The following is a 24,186-nucleotide window of genomic DNA, read 5'->3' as shown; positions in this document are numbered from 1 at the left end:
GCGAATACTCCGCGATCACCATCTCCAATATTGCCGGTTACATTTTCGCGAGGCGGCGCTAGGGGAAACACTCGGGCGCGCATCTTGTTTGGATTTTGAGAGGATAGCGAATGGACAGCGGCAGCAAGGTGCAGTTTTCGGACCGCGAGGCCCTGCTTTATCACAGTTACGGACGCCCCGGAAAAATCGAGATCGTCGCGTCGAAGCCGATGGCGACCCAGCGCGACCTTTCCCTCGCCTATTCGCCCGGCGTCGCGGTGCCGGTGCTCGCGATCGCCGAAGACCCCGCGAAAGCCTATGACTACACCGCCAAGGGCAACCTCGTCGCGGTGATCTCGAACGGCACCGCGATCCTCGGCCTCGGCAATCTCGGCGCGCTCGCCTCGAAACCGGTGATGGAAGGCAAGGCGGTGCTGTTCAAGCGCTTCGCCGACGTCGATTCGATCGACCTCGAGGTCAAGACCGAAGACCCGCAGGCGTTCATCGACGCGGTCGAACTGCTCGAACCGAGCTTCGGCGGCATCAACCTCGAGGATATCGCCGCGCCCAACTGCTTCATCATCGAGGCGGCGCTGAAAGAGAAGATGAACATCCCGGTGTTCCATGACGACCAGCACGGCACCGCGATCATCACCGCCGCCGGTCTCATCAACGCCTGCCACCTGACCGGACGCGACCTCAAGGACATCAAGGTCGTCGTCAACGGCGCCGGCGCGGCCGCGATCGCCTGCACCGCGCTCATCAAGGCGATGGGCGTGCGGCACGAGAATGTCATCATGTGCGACCGCAAGGGCACCATCTATCAGGGCCGCACCGAAGGCATGGACCAGTGGAAGTCGGCGCACGCGGTGCCGACCGAGGCGCGCGACCTGACCGAGGCGCTCGTCGGCGCCGACGTCTTCCTCGGCCTGTCGGCCGCGGGCGCGCTGAAGCCCGCGATGGTCAAGGACATGGCGGCGGCGCCGATCATCTTCGCGATGGCGAACCCCGACCCCGAAATCTCGCCCCCCGACGCGCGCGCCGCGCGGCCCGACGCGATCATCGCGACCGGGCGTTCGGACTATCCGAACCAGGTCAACAATGTGCTGTGCTTCCCCTTCATCTTCCGGGGGGCGCTCGACGTGCGCGCGACCGCGATCAACGAGGAGATGAAGATCGCGGCCGCCTATGCGATCGCCGACCTCGCCCGCCAGCAGGTGCCCGAAGAGGTCGCCGCCGCTTACGGGGGACGCGCGTCGAGCTTCGGCCCCGAATATATCATCCCGTCGCCCTTCGACCCGCGGCTGATGGAAATCGTGCCCGCGGCGGTCGCCAAGGCGGCGATGGACACCGGCGTCGCGCAGCATCCGATCGCCGACATGGACGAGTATCGCACCCGGCTGCGCGGACGGCTCAACCCGACGACCTCGGTGCTGACGCTCGCCTATGAGGCGGCGCGCAAGAATCCCAAGCGCGTCGTCTTCGCCGAGGGCGAGGAGGAGGTCGTGCTGCGCGCCGCGATCCAGTTCCGCGACGGCGGCTACGGCATTCCGGTGCTGGTCGGTCGCGAAGGGCTGCACGACAAGCTGCGCGCGATGGGGGTCCCCGACGCCGAGAGCTTCGAGGTGCACAACAGCGTCAATTCGCCGCACGTGCCGCAGATGGTCGACATGCTCTACGAGCGACTGCAGCGCCGCGGCTATCTGCGCCGCGACGTCGAGCGCATGGTCAACCGCGACCGCAACATCTTCGGCTCGCTGCTGCTGAAGCTCGGGCTCGGCGACGCGATGATCACCGGCGTCACGCGCACCTATGCGCAGACGATGCGCGAGGTGCGCCGCGTGATCGACCATGCCGAGGGCAAGACGCCGTTCGGCATGCACGTCTGGGTCGGGCAGCAGCAGACGATCTTCATCGCCGACACGACCGTCAACGAGCGCCCGACCGCCGAGATGCTCGCCGACATCGCCGAGCGCACCGCGCAGGTCGCGCGCCGCATGGGGCACGAACCGCGCGTCGCCTTCCTGTCCTATTCGACCTTCGGCAACCCGCCGGGGTCGTGGCTCGACAACATCCGCGAGGCGGTCCACATCCTCGACGAGCGCCAGCCCGAATTCGAATATGAAGGCGAAATGGCGCCCGACGTCGCGCTCAACGAGCGGCTGATGAAGAATTATCCCTTCTGCCGCCTGTCAGCGCCGGCCAATGTGCTGGTGATGCCGGGGCTGCAATCGGCCAATCTGTCGGCGAAGCTGCTGCGCGAGCTGGGCAGCGGCGCGGTGATCGGCCCGGTGCTCGTCGGCATGGAAAAGCCGGTGCAGGTCGCGACGATGGCCTCGCCCGCGTCGGACCTGGTGACCCTCGCCGTGCTCGCGGCGGGCGGGATCGCGGGGTAAGGGGAAGGCGTCGCCCCTGCGAAGGCAGGGGCCGCTTTCGGCCTTGCACAGTCAATCCAAGGCCGGATGGCCTCGGGTTTTCTCCGGCGTCATTGCGAGGAGCCGACGGCGACGCGGCAATCCAGAGCTTGCGTAAACCCGCTCTGGATTGCTTCGCGTAGTTTATCCTGAGCGCCTGCCAAGGCAGGCGAAGGGCTCGCAATGACGAACCTGGGGTCAACTCAAAGCCATCGGGCTCCAGTCTCCCCGCTTGCGCAGGGACAACGGCCGTTACGGCCCGGTATTGCTGCCGTTGTCGCCGCCGCCCATGCCGCCGGCGCCGACCGCGCCGATGTTGCCGAAGATATCGTCGAAGAAGCTGCGATGACGGCCGAGGGTCGGCGTTTTGTCGCCTTCGGGGCTGATCTTGCTCACCAGTTCGAGTCCGGTCTTGTCGACCGCGACGACATTGCCCGCGGGGTCGAAGCGGACGCGCAGCACCTGCTGCGACACCGGGCGCGGGTTGGCGAAGGCGAGCTGGCGCGTCTCGCGCGACACATAATAATATTCATTGTCGCTGAACTGGCCGACGAAGGTCGGGCGTCCGAGCGTCTTTTCGACCGATTCGCGGTTGTCGACGCCCGGCGAGATCGCCGCGGTCAGCACGGGGTCGACGACATAGCCCTGCCGCCCGCGCAGCTGGGTGCAGCCGCTGGCGGCCAGCGCCACGATCAGCCCGGCGGTCAGCAGGCGCAGGCGCGGGGCGGCGAAAACAGGCGTGGCGTTGGGCATTCGATCTTCTCCGTCGCGCAGGCCCTGCCTGGCCTCACCCTGGCCGCCCGCCCCGGCGGCCGGCAGCAGTCGCTGCGCATGTCTGGCGCCTCTTAACCGCAAGCGGGCGGGGCGCACAAGCCGCTTGTGGGCGGGCAAAGCTTGCTGGAAGCTGACCGGCGCGGCGCGCGGCTCCCCCTTTTCGCCGCGCGCGATTGCGCCTAAGCGACGCTTTATGATTTCGCTCCGCAAGCTGTTCCGTCCCGGCCCCGACCCGCGCGAGGCGCGCCGCCCGCTGTGGAACGCGGTGGTCGCCACCGCGCGCGCGCCGCACTGGTACGAGGCGGGCGGGGTTCCCGACACGCTCGACGGGCGGTTCGACATGATCAGCCTCGTGCTCGCGCTCGTCCTCCACCGCATCGACGATGACCCCGATGAGGCGCTCGCCGGCGTCCAGCTGACCGAGCTCTTCGTGTCCGACATGGACGGCCAGATGCGCCAGATCGGTTTCGGCGACATGGTGGTGGGAAAACAGGTCGGACGGATGGTCGGCGCGCTCGGCGGCCGGCTCGGCGCCTATCGCGCCGCCGACGGGTCGGACGAGCTGCGCGCGGCGCTGGTGCGCAACCTGTGGCGCGGCAAGGCGCCGGCGGACGCCGAACTCGACCATGTCGCGGCCGAGGTCGCGGCGCTGCGCGCGGCGCTCGCGGCGATGCCGGTCGGGGCGCTGCTCGCCGCCGACCGGCTGCCCGGGCGCAGCGTATGAGCTCTTCCGAATTCCCTTATATCGTGACGCTCGCCGACGCGGCGCAGGGGCGGCGGGTCGCGATCGAGGCCGATGCCGAGGCGCGCGCGCGGATCGCGGCGCGGCTGGACCTTGTCGCGCTCGACCGCTTCGCGCTGACCGCCGAGGTGCGCGCGGTCGCGGGCGGCATCGCGGCGACGGGAACCATCGCCGCCGACGCGGTGCAACGCTGCGCCGCGACCGACCTTCCGGTTCCCGCGACGATCGCCGAAAATTTCGACCTGCGCTTCCTGCGCGACGCCGCGCCCGACGCGAGCGCCGACGAGGAGGTCGAGATCGACAGCGCGGATTGCGACATCTTGCCGCTCGACGGCGACCGCATCGACCTTGGCGAAGCGGCGGTGCAAACACTGTCGCTCGCGCTCGATCCCTTTCCGCGCCATCCCGACGCCGACCGCATCCTCGCCGAAAAGGGCGTGCTCAGCGAAGAGCAGGCGGGCCCCTTCGCGGCGCTCGCCGCGCTGCGCGGGAAAGACGCCTAGCGGGGCTTTTCCGCGGACTCACCGCCCGCCGCGGAATCCCCCTTGAGCAGATCGGCCATCGCATCGTCGAGCCCGGGCTCGTCCTTCGCGGGCTCCTTGGCTTCGCCGGGCGCATCGGCCGGCGCCGCTTCGGCGGCCGGTCCGTCGTCCGCCTTGTCGTCCTGGGCCACCGGCAGATTGCCACCGAGCGCGGCAGCGAGGCCGCGGAGCTGTTCGCCGATCACCTTGTCGACGCCCGGCGCGATATCGGCGACCTTGAAGCGCATATAGCCGCCCACGACATAGTCGAAGCGGATCGCGGCGCCGGCGCCGGTCTTCTTGATCTGGATGGTCAGCGTTCCGGTGACCGCCTCACCCTGCAGCGGGCCGAAAGCGCCCGACAGGCGCATCATCTCGCCCGGCTTGGCGAAGACGATCCGCGCATGCTGGACGCTGCCCATCGCGCCGCCGTCGCCTGGCAGTTTTTCACAGAAGCAGCCGCCGGCCTGCGAATCGAGCCAGAAATTGGCGGCGTCGCCCGACCAGCTATGCTCCTTCGACCACCATTTTTCGGGGGTGCGGAGCATTTTCCACACATCCTCGGGTGTCGCGGCGACCTGCGCGGTGTGCGCGACGGTGAAGCCGATCTCGCTCTGGTCGATGACCTTTGCCTGCACCGGCAGTGCCAGCAGCACGACCGCAAGCGATGCCCCGGTGAAACAGCCCCTGCGTTTCATATTCGTCCCCCCAACCTGCAAGCCCCCGAATCCCGAGCAGCCTTGCACCGGTGCGGAGGCTTTTCAAGCCGCGCGGTATCGCGCGCGGGGATTCACCGTTCGGCGCCGAGGTCCGGCGACTCGCGGCCGGGGTCGTCCGGGCACCAGTGCGTCACGACCCGCATGGTCAGCGCGTGGCAATCCGCCCCGGCAAAAGGAAAGCTGCCGCTGAGCGCCGATCGAAGCTCGGGAGCGAGGAGCTGTTGCAGCCGCCGCCGCGCGCGCAGGCAGCGCGTCTTCACGGTTACGGGCGAAATGCCGAGCAGAACCGCCGTTTCGTCCACCGACAGCCCTTCGATCTCGCGGAGCACGAACGCGGTGCGGAATTCGAGCGGAAGCTGCTCGATGGCCGCCTCCAGCATCGTGCGGATCTGGCCCCGCGCCAGCTCGGCATCGGGTTTGCCGCCCTGCATCGATCCGCGCATCAGGCGGTCGCGATAGTCATCGAGGTCGACGACCGTGGCGTCGAGGCGCTTGCGCCGGCGCTGTCTGGCCCGCACGCGGCCCAGCGCCTCGTTGATCGCGATCCGCGTCAGCCACGTCGACAGCGACGACCGCCCGGCAAAGCTGCCGATCGATTCGAAGCCGCGCATATAGGTGCTCTGGACGACATCCTCGGCCTCGTCGCGTTGCCTGAGAACGCTCCAGGCGACGCGGAACAGACGCTGGTTGTTGCGCTCGGTCACGACCCGCACCGCGTCGCGATCGCGCGCGGCGATCCGCGCCGCGAGCTCGAGGTCGGAAAGCCCGCACGGGTCGGGGCGCGCCTGCACCGTCATCCTTCTCCTCCAACGCTTCGCCGCGGCAGGGAGCCGAGCAGTTCGCGGCGCAGCTCCGCATCCTCGCCGAATTCGCCCAGCCAGCATTTGGTGACCAGCGAGACCCCGTGCTGCCGCACGCCGCGCGTCGACATGCAGGCGTGCCCCGCCTCTATGATCACAGCGACGCCGCGCGGCTGCAAGGCTTCGTCGAGCGCGTGCGCGATTTGCCGCGTCAGCCGTTCCTGCAGCTGCAACCGGCGCGCATAGGCATCGACGAGCCGCGACAGCTTCGAAATGCCGACCACCCGGTCGCGGGGACGATAGGCGACATGCGCGACGCCGACGATCGGTGCCAGATGATGCTCGCAGGTGGACACGAGCGGGATCGACCGCAGCAGGATGGTTTCGTCATAGCCCGCCGCCTCGCCGAAGGTGCGGCTCAGCAGGTGTCGGGGATCGATCCGGTAGCCGGCGAACCATTCGCGATAGGCGCGCGCCACCCGCGCCGGCGTTTCCGCCAGCCCTTCGCGCGCGGGGTCGTCGCCCGCCGCCGCAATCAGGGTCCGCACCGCCGCCTCGATCTCGGCCTGTCCGGGCCGCGGGCATTTCTCCTCGAACGCCCCGTCGGTCTCGGTCGGCGCCGGTTCGGGGGCCAGGTCGTACATCTCCATTCGCGCCTCCAGTCTTGGAACGCCCATTGGATGCCGCGCCGCGCCGCAGGTTCCCGGGAACCTTATTCGGGCGGCGCCATCCAATGGCCGCATTCGGACAAGGAGATACGAAAATGCTGAAGACCTTCCTCTGGATCGGCGCCGCGGCGTCGCTCACCATCAGCGGCGCGGCGCTGTCGCACGACGCGGCGAAGCCCAGCGACGCGCAGATCGCCCATATCGCCTATACGGCGGGGCAGATCGATGTCGACGCTGGGAAGCAGGCGCTCGCCAAGTCGAAAAACCCGGCGGTGCGGGCGTTCGCCGAGGAGATGGTCCGCGATCATGGCGCGGTGAACGAAAAGGCGCTGGCGCTGGTCGGGCGACTCGGCGTGACGCCCGAAGCCAACGCGACCAGCGCCGCCCTGACCGCGCAGGCCACGCAGAAGCATGACGAGCTCGCCAAGCTGGACGGCGCGGCGTTCGATCGCGCCTATGTCGCGAACGAGGTCGCCTATCACGCCACGGTCAACGGCGCGCTGCGCGATGTTCTGATCCCGTCGGCGACGAACGGCGAACTGAAATCGCTGCTCGAAACCGGGCTGACGCTGTTCGGCGAACACCAGATGCACGCCGAACATCTGGCGGCGAGCCTGCGATGAGGCGCGCGATCGTCTGCGCGATCGCGATGAGTGCCGCGCCGCTGCTTTCCGGCGCGGCGCCGGCCCCCAAGGTGCACAGCATCGTCATCGACAAGATGCGGTTCGGCGCCGTCCCGCCGGGGGTGCGCGTCGGCGACACGATCCTGTGGATCAACAAGGATCTGTTCCGCCATAGCGCCACCGCACGGAACGGCAGCTTCAACGTCGACCTGCCCGCGGGAAAAAGCGGCAGGACCGTGCTCAGGCGCGCCGGCAACATCGCCTTCTATTGCATCTATCACCCGGGAATGACCGGGACGCTGACCGTGGGGCGCTAAAAGGACGTCGCCGGCGCCGGTCAGCCGGCGGTCGCGAGCACCGTTTCGATCGCGTCGTTGACCTCGTCGATCGGCGCCATGCCGTCGACGCGGGTGACGATGCCCCGCGCGTCGTAGATCGGCAGGATCGGCGCGGTCTTGGCGCGATATTCGGCCATGCGCGTGCGAACCGTTTCCGCATTGTCGTCGGGGCGGCGCTTGAAGTCGTGGCTGCCGCAGACGTCGCAGGTGTCGGCGACCTTCGGCAGCTTGTAGCGGTCGTGATAGCCTTCGCCGCACTTGGCGCAGGAAAAGCGGCCGGTGATGCGGTCGACGAGCGCATCCTCGTCGACGACGAGTTCGATCACATGGTCGAGCTTGCGGCCGCGCGCCGACAATATGCCGTCGAGCGCCTCGGCCTGCGCGGCGGTGCGCGGATAGCCGTCGAAGATCACCGACACGTCGCCGCCCAGCTCGTCGAGCCGTTCGCCGATCAATCCCGAGACGATCTCGTCCGAGACGAGCTCGCCCGCGTCCATCACCGCTTTCGCCTGGAGGCCGATCGGGGTTCCCGCCTTGACCGCGGCGCGCAGCATGTCGCCGGTCGAGAGCTGGACCATGCCATGCTCGTCCTCGAGGCGCGACGCCTGCGTTCCCTTGCCCGCCCCCGGCGGGCCCAGCAAAATGATGTTCAGCGTCATGGAAGCCCCTGTTTCCCGTTCCGTCCGGGTGGCCCTAACCGACCGATCAGCGCCGCGCAACGCCGCCCTTCAATTTGGCTTTCTTGATCAGGTCGCCATATTGATGCGCGAGCATGTGGCTCTGGATCTGCGTGATCGTGTCGATCGTCACGTTGACGATGATGAGCAGGCTGGTGCCGCCGAGCTGGAAGGGCAGGCCCGATTTCGCGATGAAATATTCGGGCACCAGGCAGATCAGCGCCAGATAGGCCGCGCCGATCACGGTGATGCGCGTCAGCACGAAGTCGAGATAGGCGGCGGTGTTCTTGCCCGGACGGATGCCGGGGATGAAGCCGTTCTGGCGCTTCAGATTGTCGGCGGTCTCTTCGGGGTTGAAGACGACGGCGACGTAGAAGAAGCAGAAAAAGATGATCCCCGCGGCATAGAGCGCCATGTAGAGCGGCTGGCCGTGCGCGAGATACTGGTTGAGCGTGATCAGGAAATCGCCCCACGCCGAATCGCCCTGGACGTTCTGGCCCATCATCTGGGTGACGGTCAGCGGCATCAGCAGCAGCGACGAGGCGAAGATCGGCGGGATGACGCCCGAGGTGTTGACCTTCAGCGGCAGATGGCTGCGGTCGGCCTGCATGCCGCCGCGCTGGGTCGCGCGCTTCGGATATTGGACGAGGACGCGGCGCTGCGCGAGTTCCATGAAGCTGATGAAGGCGATGATCGCGACCGCGCCGCCGACCACGGCGATGATCGTGCCGCCGCCCATCGATCCTTCACGGACCTGGGTGAACATCTGGGCGAAGCTGCGCGGCAGCTGCGCGAGGATGCCCGCCATGATGATCAGCGAGACGCCGTTGCCGATGCCGCGGCTGGTGATCTGCTCGCCGAGCCACATCAGGAACAGCGTGCCGCCGACGATGCTGATGACCGCGCCGATGCGGAACAGCATGCCGGGGTCGACGACCGCGGCGACGCCCTGGCTCGCGCCGAGCGTCTCGAGTCCGGCGGCGATGAAATAGCCCTGGATCGCGGTCAGCGCGACGGTGCCGTAGCGCGTATACTGGTTGAGCTTCTTGCGCCCGCTCTCGCCCTCTTTCTTGAGCGCGGCGAGGCTCGGCGACAGCGCGGACGCGAGCTGCACGACGATCGACGCGGTGATATAGGGCATGACGCCGAGCGCGATGATGCTCATGCGCTCGAGGCTGCCGCCCGAGAAGGTGTTGAAGATGTCGAGCACGCCGCCCGACGCCGCCTGGCTGTAGAGCTGCGACAGCGCGACGGGGTCGACGCCGGGCAGCGGCACATAGGAGAGGAAGCGGAAAACGATCAGCGCGCCGATCGTGAACCAGATGCGGTTCTTGAGTTCGGTCGCCTGGCCGAACTTCGAAAAGTTCAGGCTGGATGCAAACTGGTCGGCGCGAGAGGCCATGGTGATCTTTCCTCGAGTGCGGACCGCGCCCCCCGCGACCCGGCGCCTATGTGCGTTCGGAGGTCACGAAGCGCAAGGGGAAAGGCCCATTTAGCGGTGAGCCGACGCTCCCATACCGCGTTAATATTCGTTCGCATCGGGGGTGCCCGCCAAGGCAGGCGAAGGGTTCGACACGAACGGAATTGAGTGTCGTCATGCGGTGAGGGGCGGTCCTTTCGAACCGCCCCTCACGAAATCTTACTCGCTCTTCGCGTCTTCCGCGGCGGCGGCGGGAAGCTCGACCTTGCCGCCGGCCTTCTCGACCGCCTCGATCGCGCCCTTCGATGCGCCGGCGACGGCGAAAGTCAGCTTCGCGGTCAGTTCGCCCTTGGCGAGGAGGCGGACGCCGTCCTTGCCGCCGCGCGCGACACCCGCCGCCTTCAGCGCGGCGTGGTCGACCGTCTTCTTGGCGTCGAGCTTCTTCGCGTCGACCAGCTTCTGGACCTGGCCGAGGTTCACGATCGCGAAATCCTTGGCGAAGATATTATTGAAGCCGCGCTTCGGGATACGCATGTGGAGCGGCATCTGGCCGCCCTCAAAGCCGTTGATCGAGACGCCCGAGCGGCTCTTCTGGCCCTTCTGGCCGCGACCCGCGGTCTTGCCCTTGCCCGAGCCGATGCCGCGTCCGACGCGCATGCGGCCCTTGCGGGCACCGTTGTTGTCACGAAGGTCGTTGAGCTTGATAGTCATATTTGCACTCGCTTTCGCTGTGTTCGCGCTGGGACCGACCTTGAAGGGTCAGTCCGGTTCGATTTCACTCGACGGCTGAAAGCCGGGATAGGGCCCGGCCTTCTCCATCACGATGGCCTGGGCGACATAGCCGCGGCCATCGACACTGGTGATCGACGGGCTGCCGTGAAGCTGCCATCCCCGGTTGAGCAGTCCCTCGACCCGCGCGCAGAAGGCGCTGTCGTCGGGACCGGTCAGCAGGCGATAGAGCTTCATCGGCGCTTAGCCCTCGATCACTTCCACCATGTGCGGAAGCTTGCGGATCATGCCGCGCACTTCCGGGGTGTCGACCAGTTCGACCTCGCGGTGCATCTTGCCCAGGCCGAGGCCGGTCAGGATCGCACGCTGGCTCTTGGGACGACGGATCGGCGAACCGATCTGGCGGATCTTGATCTTCTTGTCAGCCATGGTCTTACTCCGTCACCGCCGCGGCTTCGGCCTCGGCAGCGCGGTCGGACGCACCGCCGCGCTTGATCAGGTCCGAAACCTTCTTGCCGCGACGCTGCGCGACCGATTTCGGGCTGGTCTGTTCGCCGAGCGCCTCGAAGGTCGCGCGGATCATGTTGTAGGGGTTCGAGGTGCCGACCGACTTGGTCACCACGTCGGCAACGCCCAGCGATTCGAACACGGCGCGCATCGGGCCGCCGGCGATGATGCCGGTCCCCGCGGGCGCCGAGCGCACGGTGACGTTGCCGGCGCCGAAATGGCCGCGGCCGTCATGGTGCAGCGTGCGGCCGTCGCGCAGCGGAACGCGAATCATCGCCTTCTTCGCGGCGGCGGTCGCCTTCGAAATGGCCTCGGGCACTTCGCGCGCCTTGCCATGACCGAAGCCCGCGCGGCCCTTGCCGTCGCCGACGACGACGAGCGCGGCGAAACCGAAGCGCTTGCCGCCCTTCACGGTCTTCGAGACACGGTTGATGTGGACGAGCTTTTCGATGAGCTCCTCGCCGCCGTCCTCGTCGCGCGGGCGACGATCGTCGCGGCGGCCACGGCCACCGTCACGACCACCGCGACCGCCGTCGCGGCCGCCACGGCCGCGGCGCGCGGGAGCGCCGGTGTTTTCGGTCGCCTCGACGGCGCCTTCGGCGTTCTGAACTTCGTCTGCCATCATTAGAACTCCAATCCGCCTTCGCGCGCCGCGTCGGCAAGCGCCTTGATGCGCCCGTGGAACAGGAAACCGCCGCGGTCGAACACGACCTGCGTCACGCCGGCCTTCTTGGCGGCATCGGCGAGGCGCTTGCCGACATCGGCGGCCGCAGCCGTGGTGGCGCCGGTCTTGCCGCGCACGTCCTTGTCGAGCGTCGAAGCAGCAGCCAGCGTCTTGCCGGCGGCGTCATCGATGAGCTGCGCATAGATGTGGCGGCCCGAACGGTGCACCGACAGGCGCGGACGCCCGGCGGCGCGCTGGCGAAGGGCGGTACGAACGCGCTGACGGCGCTTCTGGAAAGAGGTGAGATGTGCCATGGCTTACTTCTTCTTGCCTTCTTTGCGGAAGATGTACTCGCCGCGATATTTGATGCCCTTGCCCTTATAGGGTTCGGGCTTGCGCCAACGGCGGATTTCCGCCGCGACCTGGCCGACCTTCTGCTTGTCGATGCCGCTGATCTCGATCGTCGTGTTGTCCGGCGTCTTGATCTCGATGCCCTCGGGCACCGCGAAATCGACATCGTGGCTGTAGCCGAGCTGCAGCTTCAGCGTCTTGCCCTGCGAGTTGGCGCGATAGCCGACGCCGGTGATCTCGAGCACCTTGGTGAAACCCTCGGTCACGCCGGTGATCAGATTCTGGACCAGCGTGCGCTGCATGCCCCAGAAGGCGCGTGCTTCGCGGCTGTCGTTCGCGGGCTGGACCGAGATGCTGCCTTCGGCGACATCATATTTGATGTTGTCGGAAAGCGGCATCGAAAGCGTGCCCTTCGGACCCTTGACCGACAGCTGGCCGCCGTCGATCGCGGCGGTAACGCCGCCGGGGATCGCCACTGCCTTTTTACCAATGCGCGACATCAGAACACCTCCGCCAGCACTTCGCCGCCGACATTATGCTCGCGGGCTTCGGCGTCCGACAGGACGCCGCGCGGGGTCGACACGATGGTGATGCCCAGGCCGTTGCGCACGATCGGCAGCTCTTTCGAGCCCGAATAGACGCGGCGGCCCGGCTTCGAAACGCGGGCCACGTGGCGGATCGCCGGCTGGCCTTCGAAATATTTGAGCTCGATGCGGATGCCCTTGTGCTGGCCTTTGGCGCCCAGCGCTTCTTCGCTGTAGCCGCGGATATAGCCTTCGCGCTGGAGAACATCGAGAACGCGGACGCGCAGCGTCGAAGCCGGCGTCAGGACGCTGTCCTTCTTCGCCTGCTGGCCGTTGCGGATGCGGGTGAGCATATCACCCAGGGGATCGGTCATTGCCATCTTGTCAGTCCCTTACCAGCTCGACTTCACAACACCGGGGATCAGGCCCTTGTTGGCCAGATCGCGGAGCTGGATGCGGCACAGCCGGAATTTGCGATAATAGGCGCGCGGGCGGCCGGTCAGCTCGCACCGGTTGCGGATGCGGGTCGGGTTGCCGTTGCGCGGGATTTCCGCCATCTTGAGGCGCGCGATCAGACGCTCGCCATCGTCGAGCGACGTGTCCGCCGCGATCGCCTTCAGCTTCGCATAACGGCCGGCATATTTCTTCACCAGCTTCTTGCGACGCTCGTTCTTGTTCACCGAACTCAGTTTCGCCATGACTTAAGTTCTCTTTCCTTCTTGAAAGAGCCTGCCTGGTCCCTTGCGGGATCAGGCGGCTTCCTTTTCCTGCGCCTCGATCGGGAAGGGGAAGCCGAACAGCTTGAGCAGTTCGCGGGCTTCGTCGTCCGTGCGAGCGGTGGTGGTGACGATCACGTCCATGCCACGCACCGTGTCGATGCGGTCATAGTTGATCTCGGGGAAGATGATCTGCTCTTTCAGGCCCATGGCATAGTTGCCACGGCCGTCGAAGCTGGTCGCCGACACGCCGCGGAAATCGCGGATGCGCGGCATCGCGATGGTGATCAGCCGGTCGAGGAATTCGTACATGCGTTCGCGGCGCAGGGTGACCTTGCAACCGATCGGCATGCCTTCGCGCAGCTTGAACTGCGCGATCGACTTCTTCGCCTTGGTCACGACGGGCTTCTGACCCGCGATCAGCTCCATCTCCGAAGCCGCGATCTCGACCTTCTTCTTGTCCTGCACCGCGTCGCCCACGCCCATGTTGAGCGTGATCTTCTCGAGCTTCGGCACTTCCATCGCATTCTTGTAACCGAACTTCTCGGTCATCGCCTTGACGATCTTGTCGTCATAGAGCTTGCGCATGCGCGGGGTGTAGTTGTCAGCCATTGATCGTCTCCCCGGACTTCACGGCCACGCGGACCTTCTTGCCGTCCTTGGTTTCAAAGCGGACGCGCGTCGGCTTGCCGGTCTTGGGATCGGCCAGCGCGACCTTGCTCGCGAACAGCGGCGCTTCCTTGCGCTCGAGCCCGCCCTGCGGGTTCTGCTGCGTCGGCTTGCGGTGGCGCGTGATGACATTGACGCCCGCGACGACGAGCTTGCCGTCCTTCGGCAGGCTCTGCGTCACTTCGCCGGTCTTGCCCTTGTCCTTGCCGGACAGGACGACGACCGTGTCGCCCTTCTTGATCTTGTTCGCCATGGTCAGAGCACCTCCGGCGCCAGGCTGATGATCTTCATATAGCCCTTGCCGCGCAGTTCGCGGACGACGGGGCCGAAGATACGGGTGCCGATCGGCTCCTCGTTCTTGTTGACGAGCACGGCGGCATTGCTGTCGAAACGGATGACCGAGCCGTCGGCGCGGCGCACGTCCTTCGCGGTGCGGACGATGACGGCGCGATGGACGTCGCCCTTCTTCACCTTGCCGCGCGGCTGCGCTTCCTTGATCGACACGACGATGACGTCGCCGACGCCGGCGGTGCGGCGCTTCGACCCGCCCAGCACCTTGATGCACTGGACGCGCTTCGCGCCGCTGTTGTCGGCGACTTCCAATTGTGACTGCATCTGGATCATCGATGCATTTCCTTCTTGTTTGGCCTACCGGGATGCCCCGGCGGTTCCGTGAACAGTGTCAGCCTTCGGCCGCGGCGGGGGCAGCCGGAGCGGCGGCGCCCTTCGGCTTGCTGCGGGTGTCGACCTTGTCGAGCACCTTCCAGGTCTTCAGCTTCGAAATCGGCCGCGTCTCTTCGATGCGGACGGTCTCGCCGGCCTTGACGCTGTTGTCCTCGTCATGGGCGTGATACTTCTTCGAACGGCGGATGATCTTGCCGTAGAGCGGGTGCTTCACCTTCCGCTCCACCTTCACCACGACGGTCTTGTCGCCCTTGTCGGACACCACCGTGCCGGTCAGAATGCGCTTCGGCATCGATAGTCTCCTTACTTCGCGGCCGAGCGCGAACGCTCGGTCTGCACGGTCTTGATGCGGGCGATCGAGCGCCGCACTTCCTTGACCCGCGACGCTTTTTCGAGCTGGCCGGTGGCGGCCTGGAAACGGAGGTTGAACGCCTCGCGCTTCAGTTCGCCAAGCTCGACGGCGAGCTGGTCGTCGGTCTTCGCCTTGAAATCTTCGGTCTTGGCCATGGCCCTCAACCCTCCAGGTGCGAGGTGTCGCCGAGGCGGGCGACGACCTTCGTCTTGATCGGCAGCTTCATCGCCGCACGCTCGAACGCCAGCGCGGCCACGGGGCCCGGAACGCCGTCGAGTTCGAACAGGATGCGGCCCGGCTTCACGCGCGCGGCCCAGAATTCCGGCGAGCCCTTGCCCTTGCCCATGCGGACTTCGGCGGGCTTCGACGACACGGGGACGTCGGGGAAGATGCGGATCCACAGGCGACCCTGCCGCTTGATCGCGCGGCTGATCGCGCGGCGAGCCGCCTCGATCTGGCGCGCGGTGATGCGCTCGGGTTCCATCGCCTTCAGCCCGTAGGAGCCGAAGTTCAGGCTGGTGCCGCCCTTGGCGAGCCCATGGATGCGGCCCTTGAAGGCCTTGCGGAACTTGGTTTTTTTCGGTTGCAGCATGTCAGCAGTCCTTAGCGGCGATCATCGCGCGCCGGGCGCACGCCCGACGTCTGCGCGTCGAGCATCAACCGGTCGGTCGCCATCGGGTCGTGACCCAGGATTTCGCCCTTGAAGATCCAGACCTTGATCCCGCACACGCCATAGGCGGTGTGGGCTTCGGCCTCGGCATAGTCGACATTGGCGCGCAGCGTGTGCAGCGGCACCCGGCCTTCGCGGTACCATTCGGTGCGCGCGATCTCGGCGCCGCCCAGACGACCGGCGCAGTTGATGCGGATGCCCTCGGCGCCGAGACGCATCGCCGACTGCACCGCGCGCTTCATGGCGCGGCGGAAGGCGACGCGGCGTTCGAGCTGGTCCGCGATGCCCTGGCCGACGAGCTTGGCGTCAACCTCGGGCTTGCGGATCTCGACGATGTTCAGCGACACGTCGCTGCCCGTCATCTCGCCGAGCGTCTTGCGCAGCTTTTCGATGTCGGCGCCCTTCTTGCCGATGATGACGCCCGGACGGGCGGCATAGATCGACACGCGGCACAGCTTCGCGGGACGCTCGATCACGACCTTCGAGATCGCGGCCTGCGGCAGGGTCTTGAACACATATTTGCGGATCTTCAGATCCTCGACCAACATGCGCCCATAGTCCTGGCCCTCGGCGAACCAGCGGCTGTCCCAGGTGCGGTTGACCTGCAGGCGCAGGCCGATCGGATTGCTCTTCTGGCCCATCTTACGCCTCTTCTTCCTGTTCGCGGACGACGATGCGGATGCGGCTGAACGGCTTGACGATCCGGGTCGACTTGCCGCGGCCACGCGCGTGCCAGCGCTTCATCGAGATCGACTTGCCCACGCTCGCTTCCTTGACGACCAGCGCGTCAACGTCGAGGTTGTGGTTGTTCTCGGCATTCGCGACCGCGCTCGCCAGAACCTTGCGCACGTCGACGGCCATCGCCTTCTTCGAGAAAGCGAGGACGTTCATCGCGTCTTCGACCTTGCGGCCGCGGATCAGCGCGGCGACGAGGTTCAGCTTCTGCGCCGAGCCGCGAATCTGCGTGCCGACCGAGAGCGCCTCATTGTCCGCAACGCGGCGGGGGGACTTTTCCTTGCCCATTAGCGTTTGCCCTTCTTGTCAGCCGCGTGGCCGGGGAAGAAGCGCGTCGGCGCGAACTCACCCAGCTTCATGCCGACCATGTCTTCATTGACCGACACCGGCACGAACTTGCGGCCGTTGTAGACGTTGAAGGTCAGCCCGACGAACTGCGGCAGGATGGTGGACCGGCGCGACCAGGTCTTGATCGGGGCAGAGCTGCCGCCGTCCTGGGCCGTTTCGGCTTTCTTGAGGAGATGAAGGTCCACGAACGGACCCTTCCAGACCGAGCGAGCCATGGCTTACCTCTTCTTCTTCGCGTGACGCGACCGGATGATCATCTTGTCGGTCGACTTGTTGTGACGGGTCCGGGCGCCCTTGGTCGGCTTGCCCCACGGAGTGACCGGGTGACGGCCGCCCGAGGTGCGGCCTTCGCCACCGCCGTGCGGGTGGTCGACCGGGTTCTTGGCGACGCCGCGGGTCAGCGGACGCTTGCCGAGCCAGCGGTTGCGGCCCGCCTTGCCCAGATTGGTGTTCTGGTTGTCGGGGTTCGACACCGCGCCGACCGTGCCCATGCACTCGCCGCGGATGTAACGCTGTTCGCCCGAGCCGAGACGCACGATGACGAGACCGCGATCACGACCGACAACCTGCGCGTAGGTGCCGGCCGAACGGGCGATCTGGCCACCCTTGCCCGGCTTCATCTCGATATTGTGGACGATCGTGCCGACCGGCATCTGCGACAGTTCCATCGCATTGCCCGGCTTCACGTCGGTCTTCTTGCCCGCGACGATCGTGTCGCCGACGCCCAGGCGCTGCGGCGCCAGGATGTAGGCTTGCGTTCCGTCCTCATACTTCACGAGCGCGATGAACGCCGTGCGGTTCGGGTCATATTCCAGACGCTCGACAGTGGCCGGCATGTCCCACTTGCGACGCTTGAAGTCGATGAAGCGGTACTTCTGCTTGTGGCCGCCGGCGATGCCGCGCGAGGTCACATGGCCCTTGTTGTTGCGGCCACCGGTCTTGCGCTTGCCTTCGGTCAGCGCCTTGACGGGCTTGCCCTTCCACAGCGACGACTTGTCGACGAGGATCAGGCCGCGCTGCGCGGGGCTGGTCGGGTTATAATGTTTGAGTGCCATTTTCTCTGCCTTCCCGAGCCGCTCAGACGCCCGTGGTGACGTCGATCGACTGGCCTTCGGCCAGGCGGACGATCGCCTTCTTCACGTCGCTGCGGGTGTAGGGCTTGCCCTTCCAGCGCTTGGTCTTGCCCTTGGTGACGAGCGTGTTCACGCCGATCACTTTGACATCGAACAGCGCCTCGACGGCGGCCTTGATGGCGGGCTTGGTCGCGTCGTTCGCGACCTTGAACACCACCGCGTTATTTTCGCTGAGCAGCGTCGACTTTTCGGTGATCACCGGAGCGAGGATCACGTCATAGTGACGCGCGTCGACGGTCTTTGCCTTAGCCATTGCAGCGTGCCTCCAGCTTTTCGACCGCCGCGCGGGTCAGGACCAGCGTGTCGGCACGGATGATGTCATAGACGTTGGCACCGATCGCGGGCAGCGCGTCGACACCGACGAGGTTGGCCGACGCCAGCGCGAAGCTGGTGTGGACCGCGTCGCCGTCGATGAAGAGCGCGCGACCCCCAAGTTCGAGCTTGCCGAGCTTGCCGGCGAGCGCCTTGGTCTTCGCGTCCTTGAGCTCGAGCGTGTCGAGAACGACGAGCTTGCCGCCCTTCGCCTTGTCGCTCAACGCCATCTTGAGGCCGAGAGTGCGGATCTTCTTGTTCAGCGAGTGGCCGAAGGTGCGGGCCCGGGGGCCATGCGCCTTGCCGCCGCCGATGAAGATCGGAGCTGCGCGATCGCCGTGACGCGCGGTACCGCCGCCCTTCTGGCGACCGAACTTCTTGCCGGTGCGCGACACATCGCTGCGCTCGCGAGCGGCACGGGCCGGGCCGCGGCGCTTTTCGAGCTGCCAGGCGACAACGCGGTGCAGGATGTCGGCACGCGGGTCGACGCCGAAGACGTCGTCGTTGAGGTCGATGTCGGCGCCAGCCTTGCCATCGAGGGTCTGAACCTTGACCTTCATGATCAGGACTCCTGTGCGCCGTCGGTGGCCGCGGTGTCGACGACGGTCTCTTCGACCGGCGTTTCGACCGGCGCGTCAGCCGGGGCTTCGTTGGTGTTGGCCGCGCTCTTGAGGCCCGCCGGATAGGGAGCCTCGGGGTGGCGCGGCAGTTTCACCGCATCGCGAACGAGCAGCCAGCCACCCTTCGAGCCGGGGACCGAGCCCTTGACGAAGAGAAGGCCGCGCTCGACGTCGGTGCGGACGATTTCGAGATTCTGCTGGGTGCGGTTGCGCGCGCCCATGTGGCCGGCCATCTTCTTGTTCTTGAAGACGCGGCCCGGATCCTGACGGTTACCGGTCGAACCGTGCGCACGGTGGCTGATCGAGACGCCGTGGGTCGCGCGCATACCGCCGAAACCCCAGCGCTTCATCGCACCGGCAAAGCCCTTGCCCTGCGTCACGCCCTGGATGTCGACGATCTGGCCGGCGACGAAATGGTCGGCCGACAGTTCGGCACCGACGTCGAGCGTCGCGTCGTCGGCGACGCGGAATTCGACGAGCTTCGCCTTGGGTTCGACTTCGGCTTTGCCATAGGCGCCGCGCTGCGGCTTCGCCACATTCTTCGCCTTGGCCGAGCCGGCCCCGAGCTGGACGGCCACATAGCCGTCGCGTTCCTTATCGCGCACGGAGACGACCTGGCAGCCTTCGAGACTCAGGACGGTGACGGGCACGTGGCGGCCGTCGTCCTGAAACAGGCGGGTCATCCCCATTTTCTTCGCGATCACGCCAGTGCGCATGATCTTCACTCCTCAACAGAGGCCGGGCGGACCATTCCGCACGGCTTGCGGGACCCATCGGGGCATGCCCCGGCGGAACCCTCCCAGCCCGAAATTTCGATGCGTCGCCCCGTCCGGGCTGAGGTGCCGCCTTCCCGTGGGAGAGCGGCGAGACGGGGGACGCAGCCCGGACCAAAATCCTTCCGAAGAAGGCATCCGGCGGTATCCTCCGAAACCTGATTGTGTTCCTGCGAAAGCAGAAACCCAGGGCGGCTTCAGCGCGGCCTACCGGCCGCTTTACCCTGGGCTCCGGATCAAGTCCGGAGCACGTCGGCCCTTTAGGCCAACTTGATCTCGACGTTCACGCCCGCAGCGAGGTCGAGCTTCATCAGCGCGTCGACCGTCTGCGGGGTGGGCTGCACGATGTCGAGCAGCCGCTTGTGGGTACGCACCTCGAACTGCTCGCGCGACTTCTTGTCGACATGCGGACCGCGGTTCACGGTGAATTTTTCAATGCGCGTCGGCAGCGGGATCGGACCGCGAATGAGAGCGCCCGTACGACGCGCCGTGTCGGCGATGTCGGTGGTGGCCTGATCGAGCACGCGGTGATCAAAGGCCTTCAGGCGAATGCGAATATTCTGCGTTTCCATGACTGTTCCAGTCGAATCCCGTCTGACGATGCGAAAGAGCCGAAATGGCCTGTTCCGACCCCCGCAGGGAGGCCGGAGAGGCCATCGAAATTCCTAAAAGCTACGAGCCGCGCGAATCGATCCGAATCGCGCGGCTCGCGGCCCTATATTACTTTGTGATCGAAGCCACAACCCCTGCGCCGACCGTGCGGCCGCCTTCGCGAATCGCGAAGCGCAGACCCTGGTCCATGGCGATCGGGGCGATCAGCTTGACCGTCAGCTGGACGTTGTCGCCCGGCATGACCATCTCCGTGCCCTCGGGGAGGATGACCTCGCCGGTGACGTCGGTGGTACGGAAGTAGAACTGCGGACGATAGTTCGCAAAGAACGGCGTGTGACGGCCGCCTTCGTCCTTCGACAGGACATAGACTTCCGAGCTGAACTCGGTGTGCGGCGTGATCGAGCCGGGCTTCGCCAGAACCTGGCCACGCTCGACTTCCTCACGGCCGACGCCGCGGATCAGCGCACCGATGTTGTCGCCGGCCTGACCCTGGTCGAGCAGCTTGCGGAACATTTCGACGCCGGTGACGACGGTCTTCTTGGTGTCCTTGATGCCGACGATTTCGACTTCTTCGCCAACCTTGACGATGCCGGTTTCGACGCGGCCGGTGACGACGGTGCCGCGACCCGAGATCGAGAACACGTCCTCGATCGGCATCAGGAAGGGCTTGTCGAGCGGACGCTCGGGCTGCGGGATCCATTCGTCGACGGCGGCCATCAGCTTCAGGATCGCTTCCTTGCCGATGTTGTCGTCGCGGCCTTCGAGGGCGGCGAGCGCCGAACCCGCGATGATCGGAATATTGTCGCCGTCGAAGTCGCGCTTCGAAAGCTCTTCGCGGATTTCGAGTTCGACGAGCTCAAGCAGCTCGGGATCGTCGAGCTGGTCGACCTTGTTCAGGAACACGACCATCGTCGGAACGCCGACCTGCTTCGCGAGCAGGATGTGCTCCTTGGTCTGCGGCATCGGGCCGTCAGCGGCCGACACGACGAGGATCGCGCCGTCCATCTGGGCGGCACCGGTGATCATGTTCTTCACATAGTCGGCGTGGCCCGGGCAATCGACGTGCGCATAGTGGCGCGCATCGGTTTCATATTCGATGTGCGCGGTCGAGATGGTGATGCCGCGCTCGCGCTCTTCGGGCGCCTTGTCGATGTTGGCGAAGTCGACCGCGGTGCCGCCCTGGATTTCCGAGAGAACCTTCGAGATCGCCGCGGTCAGCGAGGTCTTGCCATGGTCGACGTGACCGATGGTGCCGATGTTGCAGTGCGGCTTCGTCCGCTCAAATTTAGCCTTAGCCATGTTCTTGAACCTTCTTGTTCGATGTTTGGGTTGATCAGTCGTGGACGAGCCCTGCTGAATCAGGCGCCGCCCTTAGTAGGTCTTGCCGCGCGGTGCAAGCCCGCGCGGCCTTGACCCATCAGGCCATCTTGGCCTTCACCTCTTCGGCGACGTTGGTCGGCACTTCCTCATAATGCGAGAATTGCATCGAGTAGCTGGCGCGCCCCTGGCTGAAGCTGCGCAGCTGGTTCACATAGCCGAACATGTTCGCCAGCGGAACGATCGCCTCGACGACCTGGGCGATGCCCCGGCTGTCGGTGCCCTGGATCTGTCCGCGACGGCTGTTGAGATCGCCGATCACGTCGCCCATGAACTCCTCAGGCGTCACGACTTCGACCTTCATCACCGGCTCGAGCAGCTTGATGCCGGCCTTCGCCGCCACTTCGCGCATCGCCGCACGGCCCGCGATTTCGAACGCCAGCGCCGACGAGTCGACGTCGTGATACGCGCCGTCGGTCAGCTTGATTTCGAAGTCGATGATCGGGAAGCCGATCATGTGACCGTTCTCGGCCGACTCGCGCATGCCCTTTTCGACCGACGGGATATATTCGCGCGGAATATTACCGCCCTTGATCTCGTCGATGAAGGTGATGCCCGACCCGCGCTCGCCGGGAGCGACGCTGACCTTGACGCGGCCGAACTGGCCCGAGCCGCCCGACTGCTTCTTGTGGGTGTAGTCGACGTCGACGGGCTTCGCGAGCGATTCGCGATACGCCACCTGCGGCGCGCCGACGTTCGCTTCGACCTTGAACTCGCGCTTCATGCGATCGACGAGGATGTCGAGGTGAAGCTCGCCCATGCCCTTGATGATCGTCTGGCCCGATTCATGGTCGGTCGAGACGCGGAACGAAGGATCCTCGGCAGCCAGACGGTTGAGCGCGATGCCCATGCGTTCCTGGTCGGCCTTGGTCTTGGGCTCGACCGACAGCTCGATGACCGGCTCGGGGAATTCCATCCGTTCGAGGATGATCGGCGCGTTGGTGGCGCAGAGCGTGTCCCCGGTGGTGGTTTCCTTGAGCCCGGCGAGTGCGACGATATCGCCCGCATAGGCTTCCTCGATGTCTTCGCGGCTGTTCGCATGCATCAGCAGCATGCGACCGACCTTTTCCTTCTTGTCCTTGACCGAGTTCAGATAGGTGCCCTTGTTCAGGGTCCCCGAATAGATGCGGGCGAAGGTGAGCGAGCCGACGAACGGATCGTTCATGATCTTGAAGGCGAGCAGCGACAGCGGCGCCGAGTCAGAGGTCTCGCGCGAATCGGGCTGGTCGTTCGACGGGTTGATGCCCTGAACGTCGGGAATATCGAGCGGCGAGGGCAGATAGTCGACGACCGCGTCGAGCAGCGCCTGCACACCCTTGTTCTTGAACGACGAACCGCACAGCACCGGCACGAAGGCCTGCGCCAGCGTGCCCTTGCGGATCAGCGCCTTCAGCGTCGCGACGTCGGGGACGGTGCCTTCGAGATAGGCTTCCATCGCGTCATCATCCTGCTCGACGGCGAGCTCGACCAGCTTTTCGCGATATTCGGCGGCCTTGTCCTTGAGGTCGGCGGGGATCTCTTCATAGAAGAATTCGGCGCCGAGGCTTTCATCTTTCCAGATGATCGCGCGCTCGTTGACGAGGTCGACGAGACCGACGAAATCGCTTTCGGCGCCGATGGGCAGGTACAGCACCGCCGGCGTCGCGCCGAGGCGATCGATGATCGTCTGGACGCAATAATAGAAATTGGCGCCGGTGCGATCGAGCTTGTTGATGTAGCACATGCGCGGAACTTTATACTTGTCCGCCTGGCGCCACACGGTTTCCGACTGCGGCTCGACGCCGGCGACGCCGTCGAACGCGGTGATCGCGCCGTCGAGAACGCGCAAGCTGCGTTCGACTTCAATCGTGAAGTCGACGTGTCCGGGGGTGTCGATGATGTTCAGGCGATGTTCGGGGCCCTTGCCCTCATCGGCCTTCCACAAACAGGTGGTTGCCGCGGACGTGATCGTGATGCCGCGCTCTTGCTCTTGTTCCATCCAGTCCATCGTCGCGGCGCCGTCATGGACTTCGCCGATCTTGTAGGACTTGCCGGTGTAATAGAGGATGCGCTCGGTCGTCGTGGTCTTGCCGGCGTCGATGTGCGCCATGATACCGAAATTGCGATAGCGTTCGAGCGGATGGCTGCGTGCCATGTGAGATTCCTTAAGGCTGGGGGGAGGCGTGGACGGCCTCCCCCAATATAGGAAGATTTGTTACCAGCGGTAGTGCGAGAAGGCGCGGTTCGCTTCGGCCATGCGGTGCGTGTCTTCGCGCTTCTTGACCGCGTTGCCGCGGTTGTTCGACGCGTCGAGCAGCTCGCCCGACAGACGCGCGGCCATCGTGGTTTCGCTGCGGTTGCGCGCAGCCGTGATCAGCCAGCGGATCGCGAGCGCCTGCGCGCGGTCGGGACGGACTTCGACCGGAACCTGATAGGTCGCGCCGCCGACGCGGCGGCTGCGCACTTCGATGTTCGGGCGGATGTTCGCCAGCGCTTCGTGGAACACGCCGAGCGGTTCCTTCTTGGCACGGGCTTCGACCGATTCGAGCGCACCGTAAACGATGCTTTCGGCGACGGACTTCTTCCCGTCCAGCATGACGCTGTTCATGAATTTCGACAGCACGACATCCCCGAAACGGGGATCGGGCAGGATTTCGCGGCGTTCAGGACGACGACGACGAGCCATGGGATATTCCTTTACAACAGCATCCGGGCGCGCGGGCGCTCACGGATGATCAAATAGCCGAAAAAGCGGT

36 protein-coding genes are annotated in these 24,186 nt (G+C 65.9%); 5 read left to right on the top strand and 31 right to left on the bottom strand.

Going from position 1 to position 24,186, the window contains the following annotated elements; genetic code table 11:
• Positions 1-110: 110 nt before the first annotated feature.
• The gene (locus CD928_RS14795; RefSeq protein WP_095387842.1) at positions 111-2,375 is read left to right on the top strand and encodes an NADP-dependent malic enzyme; all 2,265 of its coding nucleotides are present in this window, start codon (positions 111-113) and stop codon (positions 2,373-2,375) included.
• 270 nt (positions 2,376-2,645) lie between these two features.
• On the opposite strand, the gene CD928_RS14790 is transcribed toward CD928_RS14795, so the two are convergent.
• Positions 2,646-3,146, bottom strand: coding sequence for an outer membrane protein assembly factor BamE (locus tag CD928_RS14790; RefSeq protein WP_095387841.1), 501 nt, complete (start codon positions 3,144-3,146; stop codon positions 2,646-2,648).
• Between the two features lie 214 nt (positions 3,147-3,360).
• Between CD928_RS14790 and CD928_RS14785 the strand changes: the two genes are divergently transcribed.
• Complete coding sequence (locus CD928_RS14785; protein WP_095387840.1) at positions 3,361-3,891, top strand: ubiquinol-cytochrome C chaperone family protein; 531 nt, start codon at positions 3,361-3,363, stop codon at positions 3,889-3,891.
• On the top strand, positions 3,888-4,412 hold the full coding sequence (locus CD928_RS14780) for a DUF177 domain-containing protein (RefSeq protein WP_095387839.1): 525 nt from the start codon (positions 3,888-3,890) through the stop codon (positions 4,410-4,412). The genes CD928_RS14785 and CD928_RS14780 overlap by 4 nt, the downstream gene beginning before the upstream one ends.
• Here CD928_RS14780 and CD928_RS14775 read toward each other — a convergent pair.
• From CD928_RS14775 to folE, 3 genes are all read right to left on the bottom strand, one after another.
• Positions 4,409-5,128, bottom strand: coding sequence for an SRPBCC family protein (locus CD928_RS14775; protein ID WP_095387838.1), 720 nt, complete (start codon positions 5,126-5,128; stop codon positions 4,409-4,411). The two genes, CD928_RS14780 and CD928_RS14775, sit on opposite strands and share 4 nt — an antisense overlap.
• A gap of 92 nt (positions 5,129-5,220) precedes the next feature.
• The gene (locus tag CD928_RS14770) at positions 5,221-5,946 is read right to left on the bottom strand and encodes an RNA polymerase sigma factor (protein WP_095387837.1); all 726 of its coding nucleotides are present in this window, start codon (positions 5,944-5,946) and stop codon (positions 5,221-5,223) included.
• Positions 5,943-6,599 (bottom strand): GTP cyclohydrolase I FolE, encoded by a 657-nt coding sequence (gene folE, locus CD928_RS14765; RefSeq protein WP_095387836.1) that lies wholly within the window; start codon positions 6,597-6,599, stop codon positions 5,943-5,945. The genes CD928_RS14770 and folE overlap by 4 nt, the downstream gene beginning before the upstream one ends.
• Positions 6,600-6,712: 113 nt before the next feature.
• Here folE and CD928_RS14760 point away from each other — a divergent pair, with 113 nt between their 5' ends.
• Both CD928_RS14760 and CD928_RS14755 read left to right on the top strand, forming a co-directional pair.
• A complete protein-coding gene (locus CD928_RS14760; protein ID WP_095387835.1) occupies positions 6,713-7,240 on the top strand; it encodes a DUF4142 domain-containing protein in 528 nt (175 codons plus the stop codon).
• On the top strand, positions 7,237-7,557 hold the full coding sequence (locus tag CD928_RS14755) for a hypothetical protein (protein ID WP_095387834.1): 321 nt from the start codon (positions 7,237-7,239) through the stop codon (positions 7,555-7,557). The genes CD928_RS14760 and CD928_RS14755 overlap by 4 nt, the downstream gene beginning before the upstream one ends.
• Positions 7,558-7,577: 20 nt before the next feature.
• On the opposite strand, the gene CD928_RS14750 is transcribed toward CD928_RS14755, so the two are convergent.
• The 27 genes from CD928_RS14750 to rpsG all read right to left on the bottom strand — a co-directional run bounded on the left by CD928_RS14750 (position 7,578) and on the right by rpsG (position 24,116).
• The gene (locus tag CD928_RS14750) at positions 7,578-8,237 is read right to left on the bottom strand and encodes an adenylate kinase (RefSeq protein WP_176473594.1); all 660 of its coding nucleotides are present in this window, start codon (positions 8,235-8,237) and stop codon (positions 7,578-7,580) included.
• 46 nt (positions 8,238-8,283) lie between these two features.
• Positions 8,284-9,657, bottom strand: a complete 1,374-nt coding sequence (secY, locus tag CD928_RS14745; RefSeq protein ID WP_095387833.1) for a preprotein translocase subunit SecY — start codon at positions 9,655-9,657, stop codon at positions 8,284-8,286.
• 237 nt (positions 9,658-9,894) lie between these two features.
• On the bottom strand, positions 9,895-10,386 hold the full coding sequence (gene rplO, locus CD928_RS14740) for a 50S ribosomal protein L15 (protein WP_095387832.1): 492 nt from the start codon (positions 10,384-10,386) through the stop codon (positions 9,895-9,897).
• A gap of 48 nt (positions 10,387-10,434) precedes the next feature.
• Positions 10,435-10,641 (bottom strand): DUF1737 domain-containing protein, encoded by a 207-nt coding sequence (locus tag CD928_RS14735; protein WP_037556386.1) that lies wholly within the window; start codon positions 10,639-10,641, stop codon positions 10,435-10,437.
• A 6-nt stretch (positions 10,642-10,647) separates the two neighbouring features.
• Complete coding sequence (gene rpmD / locus CD928_RS14730; protein WP_095387831.1) at positions 10,648-10,833, bottom strand: 50S ribosomal protein L30; 186 nt, start codon at positions 10,831-10,833, stop codon at positions 10,648-10,650.
• Between the two features lie 4 nt (positions 10,834-10,837).
• Positions 10,838-11,533, bottom strand: a complete 696-nt coding sequence (gene rpsE / locus CD928_RS14725) for a 30S ribosomal protein S5 (RefSeq protein WP_095387830.1) — start codon at positions 11,531-11,533, stop codon at positions 10,838-10,840.
• Positions 11,534-11,535: 2 nt separating this feature from the next.
• The gene (rplR, locus tag CD928_RS14720; protein WP_054589699.1) at positions 11,536-11,889 is read right to left on the bottom strand and encodes a 50S ribosomal protein L18; all 354 of its coding nucleotides are present in this window, start codon (positions 11,887-11,889) and stop codon (positions 11,536-11,538) included.
• Positions 11,890-11,892: 3 nt separating this feature from the next.
• Positions 11,893-12,426: a 50S ribosomal protein L6 gene (rplF, locus tag CD928_RS14715; RefSeq protein ID WP_095387829.1), complete on the bottom strand. Its 534-nt coding sequence runs from the start codon at positions 12,424-12,426 to the stop codon at positions 11,893-11,895.
• Positions 12,426-12,830 carry a 30S ribosomal protein S8 gene (gene rpsH, locus CD928_RS14710; RefSeq protein ID WP_054589697.1) on the bottom strand — a complete coding sequence of 135 codons (405 nt, stop codon included), beginning with the start codon at positions 12,828-12,830 and terminating at the stop codon, positions 12,426-12,428. The genes rplF and rpsH overlap by 1 nt, the downstream gene beginning before the upstream one ends.
• 12 nt (positions 12,831-12,842) lie before the next feature.
• On the bottom strand, positions 12,843-13,148 hold the full coding sequence (gene rpsN / locus CD928_RS14705; RefSeq protein WP_003042242.1) for a 30S ribosomal protein S14: 306 nt from the start codon (positions 13,146-13,148) through the stop codon (positions 12,843-12,845).
• A 51-nt stretch (positions 13,149-13,199) separates the two neighbouring features.
• Positions 13,200-13,778: a 50S ribosomal protein L5 gene (gene rplE / locus CD928_RS14700; protein WP_095387828.1), complete on the bottom strand. Its 579-nt coding sequence runs from the start codon at positions 13,776-13,778 to the stop codon at positions 13,200-13,202.
• On the bottom strand, positions 13,771-14,088 hold the full coding sequence (gene rplX / locus CD928_RS14695; RefSeq protein ID WP_095387827.1) for a 50S ribosomal protein L24: 318 nt from the start codon (positions 14,086-14,088) through the stop codon (positions 13,771-13,773). Before rplX ends, rplE begins: the two co-directional genes overlap by 8 nt.
• A gap of 2 nt (positions 14,089-14,090) precedes the next feature.
• A complete protein-coding gene (gene rplN, locus CD928_RS14690) occupies positions 14,091-14,459 on the bottom strand; it encodes a 50S ribosomal protein L14 (RefSeq protein ID WP_053555865.1) in 369 nt (122 codons plus the stop codon).
• A gap of 58 nt (positions 14,460-14,517) precedes the next feature.
• A complete protein-coding gene (gene rpsQ / locus CD928_RS14685; protein WP_095387826.1) occupies positions 14,518-14,811 on the bottom strand; it encodes a 30S ribosomal protein S17 in 294 nt (97 codons plus the stop codon).
• Between the two features lie 11 nt (positions 14,812-14,822).
• The gene (gene rpmC, locus CD928_RS14680) at positions 14,823-15,026 is read right to left on the bottom strand and encodes a 50S ribosomal protein L29 (protein WP_095387825.1); all 204 of its coding nucleotides are present in this window, start codon (positions 15,024-15,026) and stop codon (positions 14,823-14,825) included.
• A 5-nt stretch (positions 15,027-15,031) separates the two neighbouring features.
• Positions 15,032-15,463, bottom strand: coding sequence for a 50S ribosomal protein L16 (gene rplP, locus CD928_RS14675; RefSeq protein WP_095387824.1), 432 nt, complete (start codon positions 15,461-15,463; stop codon positions 15,032-15,034).
• Positions 15,464-15,474: 11 nt separating this feature from the next.
• Positions 15,475-16,182, bottom strand: coding sequence for a 30S ribosomal protein S3 (rpsC, locus tag CD928_RS14670; RefSeq protein ID WP_053555861.1), 708 nt, complete (start codon positions 16,180-16,182; stop codon positions 15,475-15,477).
• 1 nt (position 16,183) lies between these two features.
• The gene (gene rplV, locus CD928_RS14665; RefSeq protein ID WP_054589690.1) at positions 16,184-16,564 is read right to left on the bottom strand and encodes a 50S ribosomal protein L22; all 381 of its coding nucleotides are present in this window, start codon (positions 16,562-16,564) and stop codon (positions 16,184-16,186) included.
• Positions 16,564-16,839, bottom strand: coding sequence for a 30S ribosomal protein S19 (gene rpsS, locus CD928_RS14660; RefSeq protein ID WP_037556370.1), 276 nt, complete (start codon positions 16,837-16,839; stop codon positions 16,564-16,566). Before rpsS ends, rplV begins: the two co-directional genes overlap by 1 nt.
• Positions 16,840-16,842: 3 nt before the next feature.
• Positions 16,843-17,679, bottom strand: coding sequence for a 50S ribosomal protein L2 (gene rplB, locus CD928_RS14655; protein ID WP_095387823.1), 837 nt, complete (start codon positions 17,677-17,679; stop codon positions 16,843-16,845).
• Positions 17,680-17,701: 22 nt separating this feature from the next.
• Complete coding sequence (locus CD928_RS14650) at positions 17,702-18,010, bottom strand: 50S ribosomal protein L23 (protein ID WP_058806667.1); 309 nt, start codon at positions 18,008-18,010, stop codon at positions 17,702-17,704.
• A complete protein-coding gene (rplD, locus tag CD928_RS14645) occupies positions 18,003-18,629 on the bottom strand; it encodes a 50S ribosomal protein L4 (RefSeq protein ID WP_095387822.1) in 627 nt (208 codons plus the stop codon). The genes CD928_RS14650 and rplD overlap by 8 nt, the downstream gene beginning before the upstream one ends.
• A 2-nt stretch (positions 18,630-18,631) precedes the next feature.
• Complete coding sequence (gene rplC, locus CD928_RS14640; protein ID WP_095388078.1) at positions 18,632-19,405, bottom strand: 50S ribosomal protein L3; 774 nt, start codon at positions 19,403-19,405, stop codon at positions 18,632-18,634.
• 317 nt (positions 19,406-19,722) lie between these two features.
• Positions 19,723-20,034, bottom strand: a complete 312-nt coding sequence (gene rpsJ, locus CD928_RS14635) for a 30S ribosomal protein S10 (protein WP_003042199.1) — start codon at positions 20,032-20,034, stop codon at positions 19,723-19,725.
• A 148-nt stretch (positions 20,035-20,182) separates the two neighbouring features.
• Positions 20,183-21,373 carry an elongation factor Tu gene (gene tuf, locus CD928_RS14630; RefSeq protein WP_095387821.1) on the bottom strand — a complete coding sequence of 397 codons (1,191 nt, stop codon included), beginning with the start codon at positions 21,371-21,373 and terminating at the stop codon, positions 20,183-20,185.
• Between the two features lie 118 nt (positions 21,374-21,491).
• The gene (fusA, locus tag CD928_RS14625) at positions 21,492-23,585 is read right to left on the bottom strand and encodes an elongation factor G (protein ID WP_095387820.1); all 2,094 of its coding nucleotides are present in this window, start codon (positions 23,583-23,585) and stop codon (positions 21,492-21,494) included.
• Between the two features lie 60 nt (positions 23,586-23,645).
• Entirely contained in the window at positions 23,646-24,116 is a 471-nt protein-coding gene (rpsG, locus tag CD928_RS14620; RefSeq protein ID WP_033074359.1) for a 30S ribosomal protein S7, read from the bottom strand.
• Between the last annotated feature and the right edge of the window lie 70 nt (positions 24,117-24,186).

The organism is Sphingopyxis sp. GW247-27LB (assembly GCF_002277025.1).
GTDB lineage: Bacteria > Pseudomonadota > Alphaproteobacteria > Sphingomonadales > Sphingomonadaceae > Sphingopyxis.
Note: the sequence above shows the minus strand (reverse complement) of the source record. Positions and strands in the feature narration are given on the sequence as shown.

What these genes read in the sequence shown, in the direction of transcription:
- CD928_RS14795 (WP_095387842.1), top strand. Translation starts at nt 111, where the DNA reads ATGGACAGCGGCAGCAAGGTGCAGTTTTCGGACCGCGAGGCCCTGCTT.
- CD928_RS14790 (WP_095387841.1), bottom strand. Translation starts at nt 3,146, where the DNA reads ATGCCCAACGCCACGCCTGTTTTCGCCGCCCCGCGCCTGCGCCTGCTG.
- CD928_RS14785 (WP_095387840.1), top strand. Translation starts at nt 3,361, where the DNA reads ATGATTTCGCTCCGCAAGCTGTTCCGTCCCGGCCCCGACCCGCGCGAG.
- CD928_RS14780 (WP_095387839.1), top strand. Translation starts at nt 3,888, where the DNA reads ATGAGCTCTTCCGAATTCCCTTATATCGTGACGCTCGCCGACGCGGCG.
- CD928_RS14775 (WP_095387838.1), bottom strand. Translation starts at nt 5,128, where the DNA reads ATGAAACGCAGGGGCTGTTTCACCGGGGCATCGCTTGCGGTCGTGCTG.
- CD928_RS14770 (WP_095387837.1), bottom strand. Translation starts at nt 5,946, where the DNA reads ATGACGGTGCAGGCGCGCCCCGACCCGTGCGGGCTTTCCGACCTCGAG.
- folE (WP_095387836.1), bottom strand. Translation starts at nt 6,599, where the DNA reads ATGGAGATGTACGACCTGGCCCCCGAACCGGCGCCGACCGAGACCGAC.
- CD928_RS14760 (WP_095387835.1), top strand. Translation starts at nt 6,713, where the DNA reads ATGCTGAAGACCTTCCTCTGGATCGGCGCCGCGGCGTCGCTCACCATC.
- CD928_RS14755 (WP_095387834.1), top strand. Translation starts at nt 7,237, where the DNA reads ATGAGGCGCGCGATCGTCTGCGCGATCGCGATGAGTGCCGCGCCGCTG.
- CD928_RS14750 (WP_176473594.1), bottom strand. Translation starts at nt 8,237, where the DNA reads ATGACGCTGAACATCATTTTGCTGGGCCCGCCGGGGGCGGGCAAGGGA.
- secY (WP_095387833.1), bottom strand. Translation starts at nt 9,657, where the DNA reads ATGGCCTCTCGCGCCGACCAGTTTGCATCCAGCCTGAACTTTTCGAAG.
- rplO (WP_095387832.1), bottom strand. Translation starts at nt 10,386, where the DNA reads ATGACTATCAAGCTCAACGACCTTCGTGACAACAACGGTGCCCGCAAG.
- CD928_RS14735 (WP_037556386.1), bottom strand. Translation starts at nt 10,641, where the DNA reads ATGAAGCTCTATCGCCTGCTGACCGGTCCCGACGACAGCGCCTTCTGC.
- rpmD (WP_095387831.1), bottom strand. Translation starts at nt 10,833, where the DNA reads ATGGCTGACAAGAAGATCAAGATCCGCCAGATCGGTTCGCCGATCCGT.
- rpsE (WP_095387830.1), bottom strand. Translation starts at nt 11,533, where the DNA reads ATGGCAGACGAAGTTCAGAACGCCGAAGGCGCCGTCGAGGCGACCGAA.
- rplR (WP_054589699.1), bottom strand. Translation starts at nt 11,889, where the DNA reads ATGGCACATCTCACCTCTTTCCAGAAGCGCCGTCAGCGCGTTCGTACC.
- rplF (WP_095387829.1), bottom strand. Translation starts at nt 12,426, where the DNA reads ATGTCGCGCATTGGTAAAAAGGCAGTGGCGATCCCCGGCGGCGTTACC.
- rpsH (WP_054589697.1), bottom strand. Translation starts at nt 12,830, where the DNA reads ATGGCAATGACCGATCCCCTGGGTGATATGCTCACCCGCATCCGCAAC.
- rpsN (WP_003042242.1), bottom strand. Translation starts at nt 13,148, where the DNA reads ATGGCGAAACTGAGTTCGGTGAACAAGAACGAGCGTCGCAAGAAGCTG.
- rplE (WP_095387828.1), bottom strand. Translation starts at nt 13,778, where the DNA reads ATGGCTGACAACTACACCCCGCGCATGCGCAAGCTCTATGACGACAAG.
- rplX (WP_095387827.1), bottom strand. Translation starts at nt 14,088, where the DNA reads ATGGCGAACAAGATCAAGAAGGGCGACACGGTCGTCGTCCTGTCCGGC.
- rplN (WP_053555865.1), bottom strand. Translation starts at nt 14,459, where the DNA reads ATGATCCAGATGCAGTCACAATTGGAAGTCGCCGACAACAGCGGCGCG.
- rpsQ (WP_095387826.1), bottom strand. Translation starts at nt 14,811, where the DNA reads ATGCCGAAGCGCATTCTGACCGGCACGGTGGTGTCCGACAAGGGCGAC.
- rpmC (WP_095387825.1), bottom strand. Translation starts at nt 15,026, where the DNA reads ATGGCCAAGACCGAAGATTTCAAGGCGAAGACCGACGACCAGCTCGCC.
- rplP (WP_095387824.1), bottom strand. Translation starts at nt 15,463, where the DNA reads ATGCTGCAACCGAAAAAAACCAAGTTCCGCAAGGCCTTCAAGGGCCGC.
- rpsC (WP_053555861.1), bottom strand. Translation starts at nt 16,182, where the DNA reads ATGGGCCAGAAGAGCAATCCGATCGGCCTGCGCCTGCAGGTCAACCGC.
- rplV (WP_054589690.1), bottom strand. Translation starts at nt 16,564, where the DNA reads ATGGGCAAGGAAAAGTCCCCCCGCCGCGTTGCGGACAATGAGGCGCTC.
- rpsS (WP_037556370.1), bottom strand. Translation starts at nt 16,839, where the DNA reads ATGGCTCGCTCGGTCTGGAAGGGTCCGTTCGTGGACCTTCATCTCCTC.
- rplB (WP_095387823.1), bottom strand. Translation starts at nt 17,679, where the DNA reads ATGGCACTCAAACATTATAACCCGACCAGCCCCGCGCAGCGCGGCCTG.
- CD928_RS14650 (WP_058806667.1), bottom strand. Translation starts at nt 18,010, where the DNA reads ATGGCTAAGGCAAAGACCGTCGACGCGCGTCACTATGACGTGATCCTC.
- rplD (WP_095387822.1), bottom strand. Translation starts at nt 18,629, where the DNA reads ATGAAGGTCAAGGTTCAGACCCTCGATGGCAAGGCTGGCGCCGACATC.
- rplC (WP_095388078.1), bottom strand. Translation starts at nt 19,405, where the DNA reads ATGCGCACTGGCGTGATCGCGAAGAAAATGGGGATGACCCGCCTGTTT.
- rpsJ (WP_003042199.1), bottom strand. Translation starts at nt 20,034, where the DNA reads ATGGAAACGCAGAATATTCGCATTCGCCTGAAGGCCTTTGATCACCGC.
- tuf (WP_095387821.1), bottom strand. Translation starts at nt 21,373, where the DNA reads ATGGCTAAGGCTAAATTTGAGCGGACGAAGCCGCACTGCAACATCGGC.
- fusA (WP_095387820.1), bottom strand. Translation starts at nt 23,585, where the DNA reads ATGGCACGCAGCCATCCGCTCGAACGCTATCGCAATTTCGGTATCATG.
- rpsG (WP_033074359.1), bottom strand. Translation starts at nt 24,116, where the DNA reads ATGGCTCGTCGTCGTCGTCCTGAACGCCGCGAAATCCTGCCCGATCCC.